Annotated in this window: 12 protein-coding genes; 3 read left to right on the top strand and 9 right to left on the bottom strand. The window is 53.8% G+C overall.

All coding sequences use genetic code 11. The annotated features are described in order from the left end of the window. Positions 1–81: 81 nt before the first annotated feature. From CHB83_RS05830 to CHB83_RS05820, 3 genes are all read right to left on the bottom strand, one after another. Positions 82–2,121, bottom strand: coding sequence for an OmpA family protein (locus CHB83_RS05830; protein WP_179225465.1), 2,040 nt, complete (start codon positions 2,119–2,121; stop codon positions 82–84). A 114-nt stretch (positions 2,122–2,235) separates the two neighbouring features. Next, complete coding sequence (locus CHB83_RS05825) at positions 2,236–3,300, bottom strand: tetratricopeptide repeat protein (RefSeq protein ID WP_089331986.1); 1,065 nt, start codon at positions 3,298–3,300, stop codon at positions 2,236–2,238. A gap of 138 nt (positions 3,301–3,438) precedes the next feature. After that, positions 3,439–3,732 (bottom strand): hypothetical protein, encoded by a 294-nt coding sequence (locus tag CHB83_RS05820; RefSeq protein ID WP_089332142.1) that lies wholly within the window; start codon positions 3,730–3,732, stop codon positions 3,439–3,441. Positions 3,733–3,949: 217 nt separating this feature from the next. Between CHB83_RS05820 and CHB83_RS05815 the strand changes: the two genes are divergently transcribed. Continuing rightward, the gene (locus CHB83_RS05815) at positions 3,950–4,372 is read left to right on the top strand and encodes a BrxA/BrxB family bacilliredoxin (RefSeq protein WP_045690250.1); all 423 of its coding nucleotides are present in this window, start codon (positions 3,950–3,952) and stop codon (positions 4,370–4,372) included. 114 nt (positions 4,373–4,486) lie between these two features. On the opposite strand, the gene CHB83_RS05810 is transcribed toward CHB83_RS05815, so the two are convergent. Together CHB83_RS05810 and recQ are read right to left on the bottom strand one after the other, a co-directional pair. Beyond that, positions 4,487–6,196 carry a carbamoyltransferase family protein gene (locus tag CHB83_RS05810; RefSeq protein WP_089331985.1) on the bottom strand — a complete coding sequence of 570 codons (1,710 nt, stop codon included), beginning with the start codon at positions 6,194–6,196 and terminating at the stop codon, positions 4,487–4,489. A 146-nt stretch (positions 6,197–6,342) separates the two neighbouring features. Continuing rightward, on the bottom strand, positions 6,343–8,541 hold the full coding sequence (gene recQ, locus CHB83_RS05805) for a DNA helicase RecQ (RefSeq protein ID WP_089332141.1): 2,199 nt from the start codon (positions 8,539–8,541) through the stop codon (positions 6,343–6,345). Between the two features lie 166 nt (positions 8,542–8,707). Between recQ and CHB83_RS05800 the strand changes: the two genes are divergently transcribed. Both CHB83_RS05800 and CHB83_RS05795 read left to right on the top strand, forming a co-directional pair. Continuing rightward, positions 8,708–9,685 (top strand): KpsF/GutQ family sugar-phosphate isomerase, encoded by a 978-nt coding sequence (locus tag CHB83_RS05800; protein ID WP_045690247.1) that lies wholly within the window; start codon positions 8,708–8,710, stop codon positions 9,683–9,685. 167 nt (positions 9,686–9,852) lie between these two features. Further along, a complete protein-coding gene (locus CHB83_RS05795; protein WP_045690246.1) occupies positions 9,853–10,980 on the top strand; it encodes a mannose-1-phosphate guanylyltransferase in 1,128 nt (375 codons plus the stop codon). Between the two features lie 90 nt (positions 10,981–11,070). Here the strand turns inward: CHB83_RS05795 and rlmB are convergent, their stop codons facing one another. The 4 genes from rlmB to CHB83_RS05775 all read right to left on the bottom strand — a co-directional run bounded on the left by rlmB (position 11,071) and on the right by CHB83_RS05775 (position 17,071). Next, complete coding sequence (gene rlmB / locus CHB83_RS05790) at positions 11,071–12,009, bottom strand: 23S rRNA (guanosine(2251)-2'-O)-methyltransferase RlmB (protein ID WP_317044774.1); 939 nt, start codon at positions 12,007–12,009, stop codon at positions 11,071–11,073. Next, positions 11,973–13,190: a GWxTD domain-containing protein gene (locus CHB83_RS05785; protein ID WP_143437011.1), complete on the bottom strand. Its 1,218-nt coding sequence runs from the start codon at positions 13,188–13,190 to the stop codon at positions 11,973–11,975. Before CHB83_RS05785 ends, rlmB begins: the two co-directional genes overlap by 37 nt. A 183-nt stretch (positions 13,191–13,373) precedes the next feature. Continuing rightward, positions 13,374–16,361 carry a glycosyltransferase family 117 protein gene (locus CHB83_RS05780; RefSeq protein ID WP_089331982.1) on the bottom strand — a complete coding sequence of 996 codons (2,988 nt, stop codon included), beginning with the start codon at positions 16,359–16,361 and terminating at the stop codon, positions 13,374–13,376. A gap of 278 nt (positions 16,362–16,639) precedes the next feature. Then, a complete protein-coding gene (locus CHB83_RS05775) occupies positions 16,640–17,071 on the bottom strand; it encodes a T9SS type A sorting domain-containing protein (RefSeq protein ID WP_052695609.1) in 432 nt (143 codons plus the stop codon). Positions 17,072–17,157: the final 86 nt, after the last annotated feature.

Here is a 17,157-nt window from a genome sequence, read left to right as displayed (position 1 = left end):
TCGCCAAGGGGTAGTAGTACGCTCAGCAGTGCTTTATTCTCGCCAAACGAGTCTACTTGTCAGTTAAAGGCTGCAAGGGGGCTATTTCCCAATCACCTTAAACTCCGTACGCCGGTTGAGTTGGCGTCCGTCTTTTGTAGTGTTGGGCGCTACCGGCTGACTGTCGCCATAGCCAGCAAAGGTCAGCCGACTTTTGTCAATCCCTTTTCCTACGAGGTAGTCTACTACCGTCTTGGCACGGCGCTGGCTCAGATCTTTGTTGTACTCTGCCTTGCCAACGTTGTCGGTGTGACCGGAAATCTCCAAGCGTAGCGCCGGCGTATCGGCCAATAGCTTTTGCAGGCGCTCCAGTTCGCCTGTGCTCTCTTTACGCAAGCTGGCTTTGTCGAAGTCAAAGAAGATGTTGTTCAGCACTACTTTCACCCCTACGTCCAGCTTTTTCAGGGCAATATCTTTTACTACTTCTGAGTAAGCCGCTCCGGCTGGTAAGTCAAAATTTTCGGAGTGGAAAAGGTAGCCTTCCTGCCGAACTACAATGCCGTAGTTGATACCTGAGGGCAACGACACCAAGTACCGCCCCGACTGAGCATTGGCCCGGAACGAAGCAATAGTTTGGTTAAGAGAGTTGTCGATGACGTCAATCGTAGCTTCCACTGGCTCCTTGGTCGCTTCATCCGTTACGGTACCCTTCAAAATGGTTACCTGGGCAGAAGCAATAGCTACCGGCGGAGCCAGTAGGGCTTCCTTTACCGGCTGCACGCGTGAGGCTAGGAGCTGATCCTCGTGGTTGAGGAGAGGCTGTTTTTCCGGACCCAGGAAGGTGATTTGATAAATGTCTTTGGAGCCCAGGCCGTCGTCTCGGAAGGAAGAGTAGTAGCCGTGGCGGCCCGAGGCGGATATCACGAAGAATACATCATCATCGGGGGTATTAATGGGCCAGCCCAAGTTTTCAGGCGTGCTCCACTTACCGTTTTCATACACCGACTTAAAGATGTCGTACCCGCCCATGGTGTTGTGACCTTCCGAAGAGAAGTACATGGTCTTTCCGTCGGGATGGAGGAATACTCCTTCTTCACCATAGGGCGTATTAATGGTAGGGCCTAAGTTGCTAGCTTGCCCACGGCCCTCCATTTCAATTCTATAGATGTCGCGGCTACCTAAGCCGCCCTCCTTATCCGATACAAAGTAAAGGCTGCGCCCATTGGGCGTGTAGGCCGCCGATGATTCGTGGGAGCGACTATTGATGCGCGAGCCAAGCTTTTGGGGTTTGCGCCACTGAGCGCCCCGCAAGTCCGACTCGTGCAGGTCGCCGCCATTGTCTTCCAGGTACACGAGCAGGCGTTGACCGTCGGGGGCCAAGCCCACCGTAGCGTCGTGCCCATCGGTGTTTACTGGCTCGCCAAGATTGCGTGCTGGGCCCCAGGTGTCTTTGCCCGCACGTGTGCTTTGGTACACATCCTCAAAAAAGCCGCCCGTTTCGGGGTCTTTCTGCCCGCCCGTAGAATTATCGCGCCGTGATGTGAATAGGATAACCGATTCATCGGCGGTAATTACCGGACCGTAGTCGGCGTAGGGGGAGTTTACGCCCGGTCCGGCGTTGTCAATAAACACGCGGGTAGGCTTAGCTTCTAACTTCTGCCCGTTCTCGCACTCGCGAATTTTCCTTTGAATATCTTGCGTGAAACCAGCTGTGTTTTTGGTTCCAGTAGCTGGCGTGGCTCGCTTATATTCCGCAATAGCGTCTTTCCACTTCCCATTCAAGTGCAGGCCACGGCCCAAAAAGTAATGAATGCGTGGGTCTACATCGGGGCTTAGTTGGTAGGCCTTCTGTAGGTAGCCGAGGGCGCGGGGTTTAAAGCCCGAGTGGAGGTAGCACTCGCCAATGCGCAAGTTGATGTGGGCATTATTGGGATTGAACTTCTGAGCGGCTAAGTAATGGGGTAGGGCCTGCTCATAACGCGGCGGGTCCATGTCGTACCACTCGTCGCCGAGCTTGATTTCCTTCAGAGCTGTTTTCAACCCATCCTTATCATTGCCAAACTGATCTTTGCTGAACTCTACATTTTGGGCGGCAGCACCCCAGGAGTAAAATAGGAAGCAGGCTAGTAGGTAGTTACGCATGAGCTGTAGTGCTGGGCTAGGGGCTATGCCGCCATTTCCCGCGTGAAGTGCAGGAAATAGCTTGCGGCGCTCCAAAGCCATTTTATTCAAATATTCTCGTCCCTTCAGTCCCTGCTATTGCGCTCCGCAGCCAGAGTTAGCCGCGTGCGTATTGCCAACTTCTAAGCCTAGCTCAGCTGCTTTTCGCCAGTCCTGGCAGGCCGCATCGGGTTGGCGCAGCATTTCGCGAGCGTGGCCCCGGTTCAGGTAGGCTTCGGCGTATTGCGCATTCAGGCTAATAGCCTTCGTGGCGTCCGCATTGGCTTTTTGAAAGTCTTCCAGCTTTAGGTAGGCAGCGGCCCGGTTGTTCCAGGCAAATGCGTAGCTTCCATCAAGCTCTACCGCTTGGGTAAAATCAGCTACTGCACCTTTGTAGTCGCCCTGCTCAAACCGAGTGCTGCCTCGGTTGGTAAAAGCCAGCGCATTATCCTTCTTCTTGCTTAGATATTCGTTGTAGTCCTGCAAAGCGCCTTTTAGGTCGCCGGCACGGCGCTTCGTGGCGGCTCGGTTCAGCAAAGCTGGTAGCAAGTCGGGTTGCAAAGACAGCGCCTTGGTGTAATCCTGAATGGCGGCCGGCAGGTTGTTGAGCTTCCGTTGGGTGCTACCCCGGTCGTGCCAGGCGTAGGCGTAAGCTGGATCTGCTTTGATGGCTTGGTCGAAATCTGTCTTAGCTGCCTGAAAATCGCCTTTCTCAAATCGAAGGGCGCCGCGGTAATACCAGGCAGGGGCGTAATCTGCCTTTAGCTCAGCTGCTTTGCTGTAATCCTGCTCGGCCTCAGCAGGCTGGTTGAGTGCTTCCTTGGCTTGCGCCCGCCCAAAGTAAGGACCAAACGTAGCGGGATCTAACTGGATGGCTTGGTCGTAATCCTGAACAGCTGGCTGGTACTCCTTTAGCTCGTAGCGGGTAGTAGCACGGTTATAGTACGCCTTGGCAAAATCAGGCTTTGCTGCTAGTGCCTTATCAAAATCAAGAATGGCCGCCCGATAGCTCTTCTGGTTATATTTTGCTACCCCACTGTTGTAAAGTTTCTCAGCTAACTGAGCTGGGGGCAGCGTAGAAGCTCGCACAGTATCTACTTGGGCCTGGGCGGTACCACCTGCTAGCGTGAGCGTTGCAGTTAAGAATAGAAAGTGTCGCATAACGTCCCGTCATATTAATCGGCAGGTATAAATGTAATTTTATTTGTTCTATACTTGATATTAAATCTGTATAAATGTTTTATAATAGTATTATTATAATAATAAGTAGGTGATTAGCCAGCCGCTTTCGAGCGCCTTTTAGCCTGGCAGTTGAGTGCGTACAAGCTCTTCCCACTCCCGCCGCAACGACACAGTTGGTTGTGAACGGTGGGCTCGTCGATACCAGTATGCCGCATTTCCTTGGTCACCCTCTTGGCGATGGAGAAAAGCATGCAGCCAGTTATGAAGTGGGTCGTGCTCGTTGTCCTGGGCAATGGAATGAGCCAGATGCCACTCGTCGCGGCCGGCGTACCATAGTGCTTCGAGTAAGGGCGATAGATCTGCTGGGGGCTGAGGCTGCGTTTGCGTAGCCAGGAATTCGGTATAGGTCATGGCGTTGGTGGCAGAATAGTAATTTGCTAGCATCCCGTAAGCGGCGACTGGGCCCAACCAAAGCAGGCTAGAAAAAAGGACTTCCTGCAAACTTCTAGCCGAACCTTATGGTTACATAGGCCCGATGCCATTGACCAGCGAAAATCACGTAATTTTGTAGGGTCAATGGACCGCATCGTAGGTCCTTGTTTATCCATTCAAAGCCTAGCTTTCTCCTATGGCCACGTACCCCGAATACATGGTAGCCCCGATCCGCCAAGACCTCGTTGAGGCCGGTTTCGAGCAACTCATGACCCCCGAAGAAGTAGATTCTGTGCTCAACGAGCAAAGTGGCACCGTTCTGGTGGCTGTAAACTCGGTGTGTGGCTGCGCCGCTGCCAAAGCACGCCCGGCCCTGAAGATGGCCGTATCTAGCTCTGACAAGAAGCCTGCGAAACTCGTAACCGTGTTTGCCGGTATGGAAACAGAAGCTGTTGCGAAAGTACGGGAACACCTGTTGCCTTATCCGCCTAGCAGCCCTGCTATTGCCCTGTTTAAGGATGGCGAGCTAGTGCATATGATTGAGCGTTACCACATTGAAGGCAACGACCTGATGCGCATTGTGAATAACTTGCAGGGTGCCTTTGAAGAGTATTGCTAAGCATTCAAAATAGACTCTTGGCTGACCTAAGTAGCGTCAGCCGGTAGTAACGAAAAAGCCGCATGCAGCTAAGCTGCATGCGGCTTTTTTTGGAGTGAAAATCTTACACGGGCTTTACTTACGTAGCAGGAAGGAGCCTACTATGAGGGCATCTAGGCCAGAGCGGAAGTAGCAGTCCAAGGCATCGGCCGGCGACTCTACCATGGGCATTCCGTTCAAGTTAAAGGACGTATTAAGTAAAACCGGAACACCACTATAGTGCTCAAAGGCTACTAGCAGCTCGTGAAATAAAGGGTTGTCGGCCGCTCGCACGCTTTGGAGTCGGCCGGTACCATCGGCATGGGCGACAGCCGGCAACCGTTGTTGGGCCTCTGGTAGCAGTGTAAAGACCTTCTCCATGAAATAAGCCTTCTCGTTGGCCGGAAGGTTAAAAAATTCGTGCTGTCGCTCTTCGGGCACGGCGGGCGCGAAGGGGCGGAAGGCCTCCCGGTATTTGATGCTGGCATTTACCCGCGATTTCATGTTGGGGAGGGTAGGATTGGCTAGGATGCTACGGTGTCCCAGAGCCCGTTGGCCCAGTTCAGAGCCCTCCTGGAACCAGCCAATTACCAGGCCTTCCTGCAATAAAGAAGCCGCCGTTGTTGCCACGTCTGCCGGGCGCGTATATACTGCTTTCCGTCGCTCCAGTTCGGCTTCTATTTCCTGTGTAGAGTAGGGACTACCATAGAAATTGTGCGTGCTGGCGGCCGCTGCAGGCTGTGGTAGATCTAGCATGTAGTGCCGGCCATATAATGCGCTACCTACACTGATACCCGTATCATCGGGCGTGGCACCCACAAAAATCTCTTGGTAGGGAGTGTGTTGGGTAAGTTTGCCGTTGAGTACGGAGTTCATAAACACGCCACCAGCTAGCACCAGGCGCCGCCGCCCCGTGCGAGCATGTAGGTTACGCAGCAACTCAAATACTACCTCTTCGGTAATGCGCTGCACTGCCGCCACAATATCCCATTCGCGCTGGGTAGGCTCGGCACCTGGGGCTAGGGGCGGTCCTAGCAATTCTACCAGTTTAGGCGAGTAATAATGCGGCGTGAAGAAGAGAAAAAACTCGAAGTAGCGTAAGTCTAGTTCGTACGTTAGGTCATGCACCTGAATGAGGGGCCGCAGTAGTTGGTAGTAGGTGTCTGCATTGCCAAGCGCCGCCAGCGCCATAATTTTCCACTCGTCACCGTTGGGCCGAAACCCCAAGAACTCAGTAAAGGCCCCATAGAATAAGCCTAAGGAGTGAGGGGTCCGGTTGGCGGCTAGTTCCTGCAAGCCGTCAGCAGTAGCCGTTCCAAGCAAACCTGTGGTTGTTTCCCCGAATCCATCCGCCACAAAAACATCAGCTTCCGCAAACCCCGATGATAGGAAACCGTTGGCGAAATGCGCCCGATGATGGTCAACGTAGTGTAAGCGCATAGTAGCTCCCTGGTGGCTGGTGAGCGTCTGTCCAATGCCACGCACACCGCCTTGCAAAGCCGCCAGTTCGTTGAGCGTAAACTGCGCGAGCTTGCCGCGGTTTTGGAGGGCGTCGGCTAGGCTTTGCTGAGGTTGCAGTAAGTAAGGAGCCGGATTCCAACCAATAAATACATCCGTAATGTCGGCAAGCGTAATACCAGCGGCTGCGCAACAGTACTGAATAGCCAGCCGTGGGAAGGACTTGTCTTGCTTAATCCGACTTAGGCGCTCTTCGGCAATGGCTACCAGCACCCGCCCAGTGGGGCTCACTACACAGGCCGATGAGTGGAAGCCGCTGCAGTTGATGCCGAGAATGTACTGTGCCATGGGCTAGGAAAGGTGGAAATACAAAACACGCAGCGCCGAAATTAGACATTTTAGTAAGCCTACCCCCAGTAGAAGGGCTGGGTAGTATAGGCCATGAAAAAGCCCCACCAGTCGGTGAGGCTTTTCCTCGGGAGCTGACAGTCGAGTTAATTGGCTACCTCACTCAGAAACTTAATGCGCATCAGGCGGATATCTTCCTCCGTGTAATCATCAGAGCCGAGCTCTTTCAGAGCCACCGCAATATTGTCGGTCTGGGCCGTCATAAAGTACTCGTAAATTTCCTCTTGGCGCTCCTCATCTAGTACACCATTGATGTAATAATCGAGGTTGAGCTTCGTGCCGGAGTAGCAGATGTGCTCAATTTCCTCCATCAGCTCCCGCATATCAATGCCCTTGGAGGAAGCAATTTCCTCTAAGTCCATTTTCTTGTCGATCTGCTGAATGATGTAAATCTTAATTTTTGACTTGTTGACGGCCGATTTTACCACCACGTCGGCAGCCGTTACAATGTCATTCTCATCTACGTACTTCTGAATAAGAGCCAGGAAGGGCGCGCCAAACTTCTGCGCTTTTCCTTGGCCCACACCCGATACGTGCGAGAGGTCGTCCATCTTCGTGGGGAAGGTGGTGGCCATTTCTTTCAGCGACGGATCCTGAAAGAGCACGTAGGGCGGCAGGTTCTTTTGCTGGGCAATCTTCTTGCGAAGTGCCTTCAGCATGTCAAACAGGGCCTCGTCGTGACCGGCAGCCTGCTGAACTTCCTCTTGTTCCTGTTCTTCTTTCACCTCTTCCTCGTAGTTGTGGTCCTTGGTGAGCTTGATCGAATGCGGGTTCTCAATGAAATCGAGACCCTTCTGCGAGATTTTAATTACGCCAAAGTTTTCGATGTCCTTTTCCAGAAATCCGTTGAGCAGGCTTTGGCGAAGAAGAGAGTGCCAGAACTGCGCATCGTGCTGTTTGCCTTCCCCATATATCGGTAGGCTGTCGTGTCCGTAGCTGTCTACATGGGGGTTACGCATCCCCATCAATACTGTTCCAATATGGTCGAGGCCAAAACGCTCTTCGGTTTGCACTACTGCTTTCAGGGCCAGCAGTACTTCCTCCTTAGCCTCGAACCGCTCTTTGGGGTGCTTGCAGTTGTCGCAAAAGCCGCAGTCCTTCTCGAAATGCTCGCCGAAGTAATGCAGCAATTGCTTACGGCGGCACACCGCAGAATCGGCATAATTGGCCATTTCCTGGAGCAGCAGCTTGGAGTTGTCGCGCTCCGTAACGGGCTTGTCTTTATTGAATTTCTCCAGCTTCACGATGTCGTCGTAGCTGTAGAACATCAGGCAGTCGCCCTCCATACCGTCGCGGCCCCCGCGGCCGGTTTCCTGGTAATAGCCCTCAATGCTCTTAGGAGTGTCGTAGTGCACAACAAAGCGCACATCGGGCTTGTCGATGCCCATGCCGAAAGCAATGGTAGCCACAATTACGTCGCAGTCTTCGTTGAGGAAGGCATCCTGGTTGGCCATGCGCACGTGGGGGTCCAGTCCGGCGTGGTAGGGTAGGGCCCGAACGTCGTTTACCTTGAGCAGTTCGGCAATTTCCTCCACCTTCTTGCGGCTCAAACAGTATACAATGCCCGCCTGCCCCTTGTGCTGCTTTACGTAGTGAATGAGTTGCTTCTTGGTGTTGTGCTTAGGACGTACTTCGTAGTACAGATTGGTGCGGTTGAACGAGGTCTTGAACACCGACGCATCATCCATCTGCAGGTTTTTCTGAATGTCCTGCTGCACTTTGGGCGTTGCCGTCGCCGTGAGGGCAATGACAGGTACCTGCACGCCTAATCCATCAATAATGCTGCGAATCTTGCGGTATTCCGGCCGGAAATCATGCCCCCACTCCGAGATACAGTGGGCTTCGTCGATAGCCACGAAGCTAATGGTAGCCTTATTCAGAAACTCAATGGTTTCGTCCTTAGTCAGTGACTCCGGCGCTACATACAGCAGCTTTACTTCGCCACTGATAACGTCCTTCTTCACCTTGTTCATTTCCGACTTCGACAAGGTCGAGTTCAAAAACTGCGCATTCACGCCAAAGGCGTTCAGCTGATCGACCTGGTTTTTCATCAGGGCGATAAGTGGCGAGATAACAATGGCCGTACCTGGCAATACCAGCGCAGGTAGCTGGTAGCAAAGACTCTTGCCTGCTCCCGTGGGCATAATCACGAAGGTATTGTTTCCCTCAATGACGTTGTGGATAATGTCTTCCTGTACGCCCCGAAACTGACCGTACCCGAAAACTTCCTTTAACTTGCCCTTCAGATCAGCCTGGGGCTTCACTGGAACTTTCACGGCTGGCATAGACATCCTCACTTGCGCTGATTGGGGTTGCAGACTGGAGCACAAACACTTCGGTGTTGCATTCCGAATCTAGACAAAATTATGGTAGACCGTATGGAGTAGCAGGAATAAGGTCTAGATACTTTCTCCCGCTGCCACCTACTTCCTATCTGATACCAAATTTAGATTGAAACTGCAGAACGACCCCATCCTAATTGCAAAAAAAGTGCTTCAGCAAGAAGCTGACGCCATTCAAGGTATTGCAGATGCTATTGCGCTGACACCTGATTTTGCACAATGTGTAGAAGCTATTCTCTCTTTACGGGGTAGGGTGGTAGTAACGGGTATTGGTAAGAGTGCCCACATAGCTGGCAAGATGGTAGCTACGCTCAATTCTACTGGTACGCCAGCCTTGTTCATGCACGCCGCCGACGCCATCCACGGCGACCTGGGTATGATTCAGCCCGAGGACTTCGTAATTGCCATTAGTAAGAGCGGCGATACTCCCGAAATTAAGGTTCTCGTGCCGTTGCTAAAGCGTAAAGCAGTGCCGTTGGCTGCTTTAGTGAGCAACGCAGATTCGTACCTGGCCGTGCAGGCCGACTACGTGCTGCACGCCCCCGTAGAGCGTGAAGCTTGCCCCCACAACTTAGCCCCGACTACCAGTACTACCGCTGCCCTGGCCCTCGCCGACGCCCTGGCAGTGTGCCTGCTGGAAAGCCGGGAGTTTACACGTCAGGACTTTGCTCATTTGCACCCGGGCGGAACCTTGGGCAAGCAGCTCTACCTAAAAGTGGGCGACTTGAGCCGGCAGAACCAGCAGCCCCAAGTGCACGAATCAGCCCCTCTCAAAGACATCATCCTTGAAATATCAGGTAAGCGCCTTGGCGCTACGGCTGTACTCAACGAGGCCGGAGAATTGGTGGGTATTATCACCGATGGCGACCTGCGCCGCATGCTTGCTACCTTCGAGGGCCGCTTGGAGCGCGTCCGGGCCCGTGATATTCTAACGCCTTCTCCCGTAAGTATTGAGGTCGAAGATTTTGCGGTAGAGGCCCTGCGCCGAATGCAGGAGCGCAACATTACCCAACTCATTGTAACGGAAGCGGGTCAGTTCAGCGGATTCATTCATTTGCACGATTTGCTACGGGAGGGATTAGTATAAAAACGCGTTCATATAAAAGAAATATTATGTTACAGCTTATTTTATTACTACTCTTGTCCGTGGGATTACCTCATGCACTCCCGCTAGACTAGTACTTCGGTCTATTTCCTTCGAATCTCCCATTGAATATCTTCCCTCGGCGGAAAATATTTCAGGCCCCTACCTGTATGGAACAACATACTTACCTCGTAGTCATGGCGGGCGGCATCGGCAGCCGCTTCTGGCCGTTCAGTCGCACGCACCATCCTAAGCAATTCCATGATGTGCTCGGCCTAGGTCGCTCAATGCTGCAACTTACCGTCGACCGGTTCATGGGCATCTGCCCCATGGAAAACGTATTCGTGGTAACCAACCGAGACTACACGGAGCTGGTGCAGCAGCACCTTCCCCAGTTGCCCGCCAATCAGATTCTGGGTGAGCCCATAGGCCGTAATACGGCACCCTGCATTGCCTACGCCAGCTATCGAATAGCTCAGCGCGACCCCCAGGCCGTCATTATTGTGTCGCCGGCCGACCACGCCGTAATGCATGAGGAGAACTTCCGCGATGCGATTCGTACGGCTGTCGATGGTGCCCGTACCCACAATGTTCTCATTACCCTGGGTATTCAACCTTCCCGCCCCGATACGGGCTACGGCTACATTCAGTTTATTGACGATGTAGTGCGCGCCCAGGATGTGCAAACGGTGGATGGGGCCGAGGATGGCTGTTTCCCCAAAGGACTGCGCAAAGTGAAAACCTTCACTGAGAAGCCAAATCTAGAACTGGCGCGCATGTTTGTGAGCAGCGGCGACTTCCTGTGGAACTCTGGGCTGTTTGTATGGCGCGCCGATGCTATCATCAATGCCTTTCACCAATACCTCAGCGACATTGCCGAAGTGTTTGATGAAGGCTGGAACGAACTAGGAACGCCTCAAGAGGAAGACTTTATTTCCCGTGCTTATACCCGCTGCCGCAACATTAGCATCGACTACGGGGTGATGGAGAAGGCCGACAACGTGTATGTGCTACCAGCAGATTTCGGCTGGAGCGACCTTGGCACTTGGGATTCGCTGCACCGCATGGGCCAGCACGATGCTGACGAGAACGTGGTAGACGGCAACGCCCTGCTGTACGATACGCGGGAGTGCGTTATCAAAACTCCGTCGGAGCGCCTTGTGGTAGTACAGGGACTTGAAGGCTTTATTGTAGCCGAGTACGACAATGTATTGCTAATCTGCAAGCGCACGGAAGAACAGCGCGTGAAAGAGTTTGTGGCAGACGTAAAGTCTAAAAAGGGTACGGGCTACAACTAAGCTCCTGCTCTGGCCACACAACAAAAGCCGTCCGGCAAGCCAGCTATAGCTTGTCGGACGGCTTTTATTGTGTGGTTGGTTACGTTGGGCCTACTTATCTGTAGAAAGACGCTGGCGCAATACTTCGTAGAGCATAATACCGCTGGCAACAGATACGTTGAGCGAACTGATTTGCCCGGCCATGGGAATGCGCAGCTTGTGGTCAGCCAGCTTGAGATATTCAGGGCTGATTCCATCTTCTTCGCTACCCATCACTACCGCTAAGGGGCCAGTGAGGTCCACGGAGCCTGTTTCCAGGCTCGAATCCGTCTTCTCGGTACAGGCCACAATTTGTACACCCGATTCCCGTAGGAAAGTCAGAGTGTTCTTCAAATTGGGCTCCCGGCACACCGGAATAAGGTTGAGAGCTCCGGCAGAAGTTTTCAGGGCGTCTCCATTGATTTGGGCGGCGCCGTGGCTGGGTACTATAATGGCGTGTACCCCCAAACACTCGGCGTTACGGGCAATAGAGCCAAAGTTGCGCACGTCCGTAATGCGGTCCAGAACCAGCAGTAAGGGCGTTTTACCTTCCTCGTACAAGCCAGACAAGATGCTGTCGAGCGGCATGTAATCGATAGGCGATACGTAGGCTACGGCCCCTTGGTGGTTTTTGCGGGTAATGCCGTCAAGCTTCTCAATGGGCACCATAGACACCGGAATACTAGCCGATTTGGCTAGCGCCGTGATGTCTTGGGTCATGGAGTTTTTAGTGCCCCGCAGCAGGAAAATCTTGTCCAGGGTGCGGCCAGCATTCAACGCCTCCAAAATGGGGCGCAGCCCGAAAATCATGTCGATGCTGCGGTCTTGAGCTGGCCGGTGTGGGTAGCGCGGCTTATCATCGCCGCCACGGGGGCCTGCGCTTCGTTCAGGGCGGTTCTCCCCCTCCTCGCTACGTGCAGGACGACGCGGCGTTACGGGGCGATTTTCAGAATCAAAAAATTGGCGGCGCTCATTCAGCGGCCGGGGCGGGCGATTATTCCTTTTCTCCATTGCTCCACGGCGGCATACCAGAGACGTTCGTACTCGGGGCGGCGCACCAGTTCATAGTTTTCAGGAGCAAAGGTACTGGGTTTAGGGCGGAACGTATATGTTCCTGCTCGCTCTGGTGTTCCGCGGTATACCCAACGCTCCTCGCCTCCAGTCCGGTAAACGGTTTCTGGTGGCCCCATCACAATATATAGCAGGCCTCTGTCGGTTAGCCAGCCCGCCTTATGGGAAGAAAATAAGCGGTTAGCATCCATCACGCGGCCATAGTAGGTGCGAATAAGAAGACGGGCCGTGGGTTGGTCGCCCTTGACTAGGTTTAACCAAAAGGCATCTACGGCCTTCTTAGGGTCAGGCGCATCAAATAACTTCTTGCGCTCCGCCGAGGACGTCAAAAACGTTAGCGGGGCAATCAATTCATCCGCAGAAGTCAAGTCAGGAAAGTTGTTTTCTTCGACCAAAAGGCCACACCACGGCGTTTGTTGCTCTGTGCGTAAGAGGTACAAGCCAGCTGGTAGGCGAAGGAGTTGCCCGGCCCGAAACCAAGTGGAATCCTGCAAGCCCAAGGTACGGGGTTGAGGCCCCACTGCCGCTGGGTTGCTCATGGGCGGCAAAGCTGGCTGAGAGCTGAGAGGATAAAGCCGCGTTTGTACTGCTAGGTCTGGCCCGTAACTATCCACGCCGAATGGCTCGTAGGCTTGTACAAAACGACGTAGCAGTGGCTGTCCCACTGAATCAGTAAGAACAAAGCTCCGGGAAAGATAGTCGGGCTTGAGGGCTAGCCAAGCTGCATCACCAGCGTCGGCTTCAGCGGCTGTGCTTGCATTGATGCTGAGTAGCTGCCCGGCCCGCAATCGGCTTAGGGGCAGACAAAATTCTACCCACGCTGCCGAGCCATCGGTACGAATACGCCGGGCTAGGTGGCGCACCGTATCCTGCCATAGCGGGCGTTTCGCATCGTAATCAGCCCACGCCGCGACGTGTAGTGGGTAGCCTTGCCGCAGCATGTTGCCATCAGGGAAGCGTAAGTAAAGCCGAAGACTGTCGCCTTCTCGCCTCGTGTCAAGGCCAACGCGACGCTCGGCGCGGTACTGACCAGCAAAATCCCGGCGCGGTGCGGCCAGTACAGAGGAAAGGCTACTGTAGCTAAGTAGCGTCAGCAGCAAAAGGGTCCAATAGTTTTTCACGGGCGGGGAGCAGTACAGTTCTAGCACTAGTACGGTACGCAACCAACGCTGGGAAAGCTGGCCTACGTATGAGCACGAGTGCGTTTCAGGCGGCAGATTAACTAAATACAAGCAAACTCAGTGGATACAAAAAAGCCGGCCCCACAGGTAGGGCCGGCTTCGTAACTCAACTACGTAGCGTGATTAGCGCTGGTAGTATTGCTGTAGCAGCGTGAGCGCCTTAGTAGCCCGCTGCTGGTCACCAATTTGCTCAGCGGCCCGGCCTATGCTGTTCAAGGAGAGTAAGTTGGTTTGGAACTCCTGGTCGAAGAGTGCCGTGTTGTGGGTGCTGTAGTACGCCAACGCCCGCTCGGCCCGGCCCGTCATGGTATCCATGATTTCGTTGGCCCGCTGCTGCTCACCCACCGCTACCAAGGCGGGAATAAACTGAGGTACATAGTAATCGTAGGGGACGGCCTTATCAGGCATTACCGCAAAGCACTTGTCAATCACCTGCTTAGCTCGTGCTTTGTCGCCGCTGGCGAGTAAGGACGTCGCCAAACGAGAGAACTTGTCGCGGTAGTTAGCCGGGAAGCGTAGGTTATTCTCGTCGTAGAAAATGCTGGCGTTATCCAGGCCCCGATACGCGAACGTATTCATCAGCTTATCGAACATGATGTTCTGGGCTACAAAGCCTTCTTCGCTGTTCTTAGGATCATACGCGGGGTCTTTGGCGGGCAAAATGCGGTAGGCCATCCCTTCGAGTTGGAAATACGGCTCCAGACCCATGAAGTCGCGCGAGTCAACGGTGCTGGAGAAGTACACGGGGCGCTTCCAGTTGTTAGTAGCCAGAATGTCCAAGATTACCAGGCTCTTCTTCTCAATGGCGCTCTTGCCTACTTCCCACTCCATACGCGGTACCAACTGGCTCCGGCGCTCGGCTGGAATAATGCCCATGCTCTCTACCGCCGTGGTATCAATGGGGAGGTAGAACTTGCGAGTGGGGAAAGAGAGTAGCGACTTGGTGCCGTCGCCGTAGCTTACTTGCAGCAGCGGGCTGTTTTGCTCCACTAGCTGCATAAACTCCTTTACATTTACCTCCGTCACAGCGGGGTTTTCGGCGTAAGGCAGGTAATCGTTGGTGCCCTGGGCGTAGTTGCTGTTCTCCATCGAGATGGGCAAGGGCTCCGACTTGTAGGAGCGGCGCTTCATCTGGTCGATGTACCAATCGGTATTTAGATAGCTAAGCACCGCCACGCGCACGTCGGTGCGCACGCCTTCTACTTCCTGGGCGTACCAGAGAGGGAAGGTATCGTTGTCGCCATTGGTGAACAGAATGGCATTCGGAGCACAAGAATTCAAGAGGTTCTTAGCCGAGTCGACAGAGTTATAGCGGTCCGAGCGGTCATGGTCGTCCCAGCCCTGTGCTACCATGATGCCGGGAACAACTAAGCCAAGAAGAGTAGCTACGGCCGCCCGAGCAGTATCGGCCTTCAGGGCCGATTTGAGTAGGTCGGCTACGCCCAGCACCCCCAAACCAATCCAGATAGCGAAGGCGAACGTGGCCCCAGCAAAGGTGTAGTCTCGCTCACGAGGCTCAATGGGAGGCTGGTTCAGGTAAAGCACGATGGCCAAGCCCGTGAACAGGAAAAGCAGACCAACGATAAATGCATTGCGGCCGTCGCGGCGTACTTGATAGAACAGGCCAATGATGCCCAGAATGAGTGGCAACGCGAAGAAGCTGTTGCGAGCTGGGCTATCTGCTACTCGTTCAGGTAAGCCCGCACTAGTAGCACCCGGCCACAGGATACCTGACTGCTGTACGTCGCCTTCCCGACCTACATAGTTCCACATAAAGTAGCGCCAGAACATATGGCCCATCTGGTAGCGGAACAGGAACGACAGGTTTTGACCCATTGTCGGCTTCACACCTTCCTGAATATCCACCCACTTCTTGTAGTTATACATGTGGGAAGGGTCGTTGCTGTACAGGCGGGGCAGCAGCATCTTATCCTCGGGGCGGTACTCCAAAACGGGCCGGTACTCGGCTACCACGTACTTGTCGCCCCGGCGCACGTAGCGCGGAGCACCATCGTTTTGGGCAATAGGCTGGGCATTGAACTGGGGACCGTAGAGCAGGGGCCGGTCGCCGTACTGCTCCCGCTTGAGGTAGCTCACAAAGCTCAGTACATCCTCAGGGTCGTTTTCGTTGATGGTAGGATGGTAGCTGCTGCGGATGGGAACAATAAGATAAGAAGAGTACCCTATCAGAATGAACACAAACGCCAGCATGCTGGTGTTGAGCAGGCGGCTGCGGCGCTGAAACGACTGGCGGAAGCCAAACCAGATAAGCGCCAGGAACAGCACCAAAAACACTACTAGGCCCGAGCTGAAGGGCAGACCTAAGTTATTTACAAAGAACACCTCAAAGTTGCCGGCCAAAGTTGGCAGGCCAGGAATGATACCGGCCAAGATCAGACCTACAATCAGGCTGCTGACAGCCAAAGTGATGATGCCACCAGTTAGGGTTGGGTTCTGGGTCCGGCGGTAGTAGTAAATGAAACCCAAAGCCGGAATGGCCAGCAGGTTCAGCAAGTGCACCCCAATGCTAAGGCCGATAACGTACGCCAGCAGCACCAGCCACTTATCAGAGTCGGCTTCATCGGCACGGTTTTCCCATTTGAGCATCAGCCATACAACCACGGCCGTGCACAACGACGACATGGCGTACACCTCGGCCTCAACAGCATTGAACCAGAATGAGTCGGAAAAAGCGTAGGCGAGGGCGCCCACAGCTCCCGCTCCCAAAATCAGCAGGCTCTGACCGCTGGTAGGCTCGGAGGTGCGGTCATCGTGCATGCCAGGGCGGTGCAGCACAAGTTTCTTAGCCATCATGGTAATGCTCCAGAACAGGAACAGCACCGTAAAGGATGAGCTAAGTGCCGAAAGTGTGTTTACCAGCACCGATACTTTGGTAACATCACCGAAGGACAGCAAGGAAAACAGGCGGCCCAAGAGCAAGAACGTTGGAGCTCCGGGGGGGTGAGGCACGAGAAGCTTATAAGAGCAGGCAATAAACTCGCCACAGTCCCAGAAGGATGCTGTGGGCTCCAGCGTGAGCAGATACGTGATGGTGGCAATGGCAAACACCAACCAACCAACCAGGTTATTTAAGCTTTTGTAACTCCGCATAAGTAGTAAGGTGAGGCGAGGATAGCCCCGCCCGCCGCTGAACGACAGGGTTTAGGTCAGAGTAGGAAATCAGTGGAATGTCAAAAGTAGACAATAAGTGCCGAGCGCCATACACGCGAATCAACCAACCCGCCTCCAGTTCTCAACCAACGGCCGCAACTGCCTCTACCAATCCCGCTCATTCCAACTTGGTTACTCTACCACCTACTGCCTTGACAAACATCCACAAAAAAAGCAGCCTCGGGTAAGGCTGCTTTCTTGTAGAGAGTGAGCAAGGATTAGTTTTGTAGAACCAAACGCTTTGTGCTCAGTACTTTGTCGTTCAGGGTGAGGCTGTAAAAATACATACCGGCTGGGAGATCAGCTAGGTTGATGGTCATACCACCTTCCATAGCTTCAGGGCGTAGCGCCACAATGCGTACTTCCCGACCAATAATGTTGTTCAAACGCAGCTTATAGTCGCCAATAAGCTTTTGTCCTACCGATACGATTACTTGTCCACGGGCAGGGTTGGGATACACAGATAACGTAGGTACCAACGCCTTCACCGACAAAGCCGATGAGGTAGAGCTATAGTGGCTCAAACCAGGAGTGCCCTGGGCTGGTGAGTAAGCAGCCGTGCCGCTTTTTATTGTTAAGGAAGCCGCTAGCAAAGGCAGCTGGGTGAGCAGCAGCAGGGCGAGCGAAAAAAGGCGAGTAGAAATTTTCATGGCATTCGGGCGGGTTCAGGAGCGGAGCAGACCCCCAACAGGTGTCTGCTGATATAAAGGTACTTGTTTTTGGAGCCGTGACAACG

The sequence above is a fragment of the Hymenobacter mucosus genome (assembly GCF_900188255.1).
GTDB classification, from domain to species: domain Bacteria; phylum Bacteroidota; class Bacteroidia; order Cytophagales; family Hymenobacteraceae; genus Hymenobacter; species Hymenobacter mucosus.
This window is presented reverse-complemented; position numbering and strand designations above follow the sequence as displayed.

Bases quoted from the DNA above. Each gene is read 5' to 3' on its own strand.
- CHB83_RS05830 (WP_179225465.1), bottom strand. From the start codon at position 2,121: ATGCGTAACTACCTACTAGCCTGCTTCCTATTTTACTCCTGGGGTGCT.
- CHB83_RS05825 (WP_089331986.1), bottom strand. From the start codon at position 3,300: ATGCGACACTTTCTATTCTTAACTGCAACGCTCACGCTAGCAGGTGGT.
- CHB83_RS05820 (WP_089332142.1), bottom strand. From the start codon at position 3,732: ATGACCTATACCGAATTCCTGGCTACGCAAACGCAGCCTCAGCCCCCA.
- CHB83_RS05815 (WP_045690250.1), top strand. From the start codon at position 3,950: ATGGCCACGTACCCCGAATACATGGTAGCCCCGATCCGCCAAGACCTC.
- CHB83_RS05810 (WP_089331985.1), bottom strand. From the start codon at position 6,196: ATGGCACAGTACATTCTCGGCATCAACTGCAGCGGCTTCCACTCATCG.
- recQ (WP_089332141.1), bottom strand. From the start codon at position 8,541: ATGCCAGCCGTGAAAGTTCCAGTGAAGCCCCAGGCTGATCTGAAGGGC.
- CHB83_RS05795 (WP_045690246.1), top strand. From the start codon at position 9,853: ATGGAACAACATACTTACCTCGTAGTCATGGCGGGCGGCATCGGCAGC.
- rlmB (WP_317044774.1), bottom strand. From the start codon at position 12,009: ATGGAGAAAAGGAATAATCGCCCGCCCCGGCCGCTGAATGAGCGCCGC.
- CHB83_RS05780 (WP_089331982.1), bottom strand. From the start codon at position 16,361: ATGCGGAGTTACAAAAGCTTAAATAACCTGGTTGGTTGGTTGGTGTTT.
- CHB83_RS05775 (WP_052695609.1), bottom strand. From the start codon at position 17,071: ATGAAAATTTCTACTCGCCTTTTTTCGCTCGCCCTGCTGCTGCTCACC.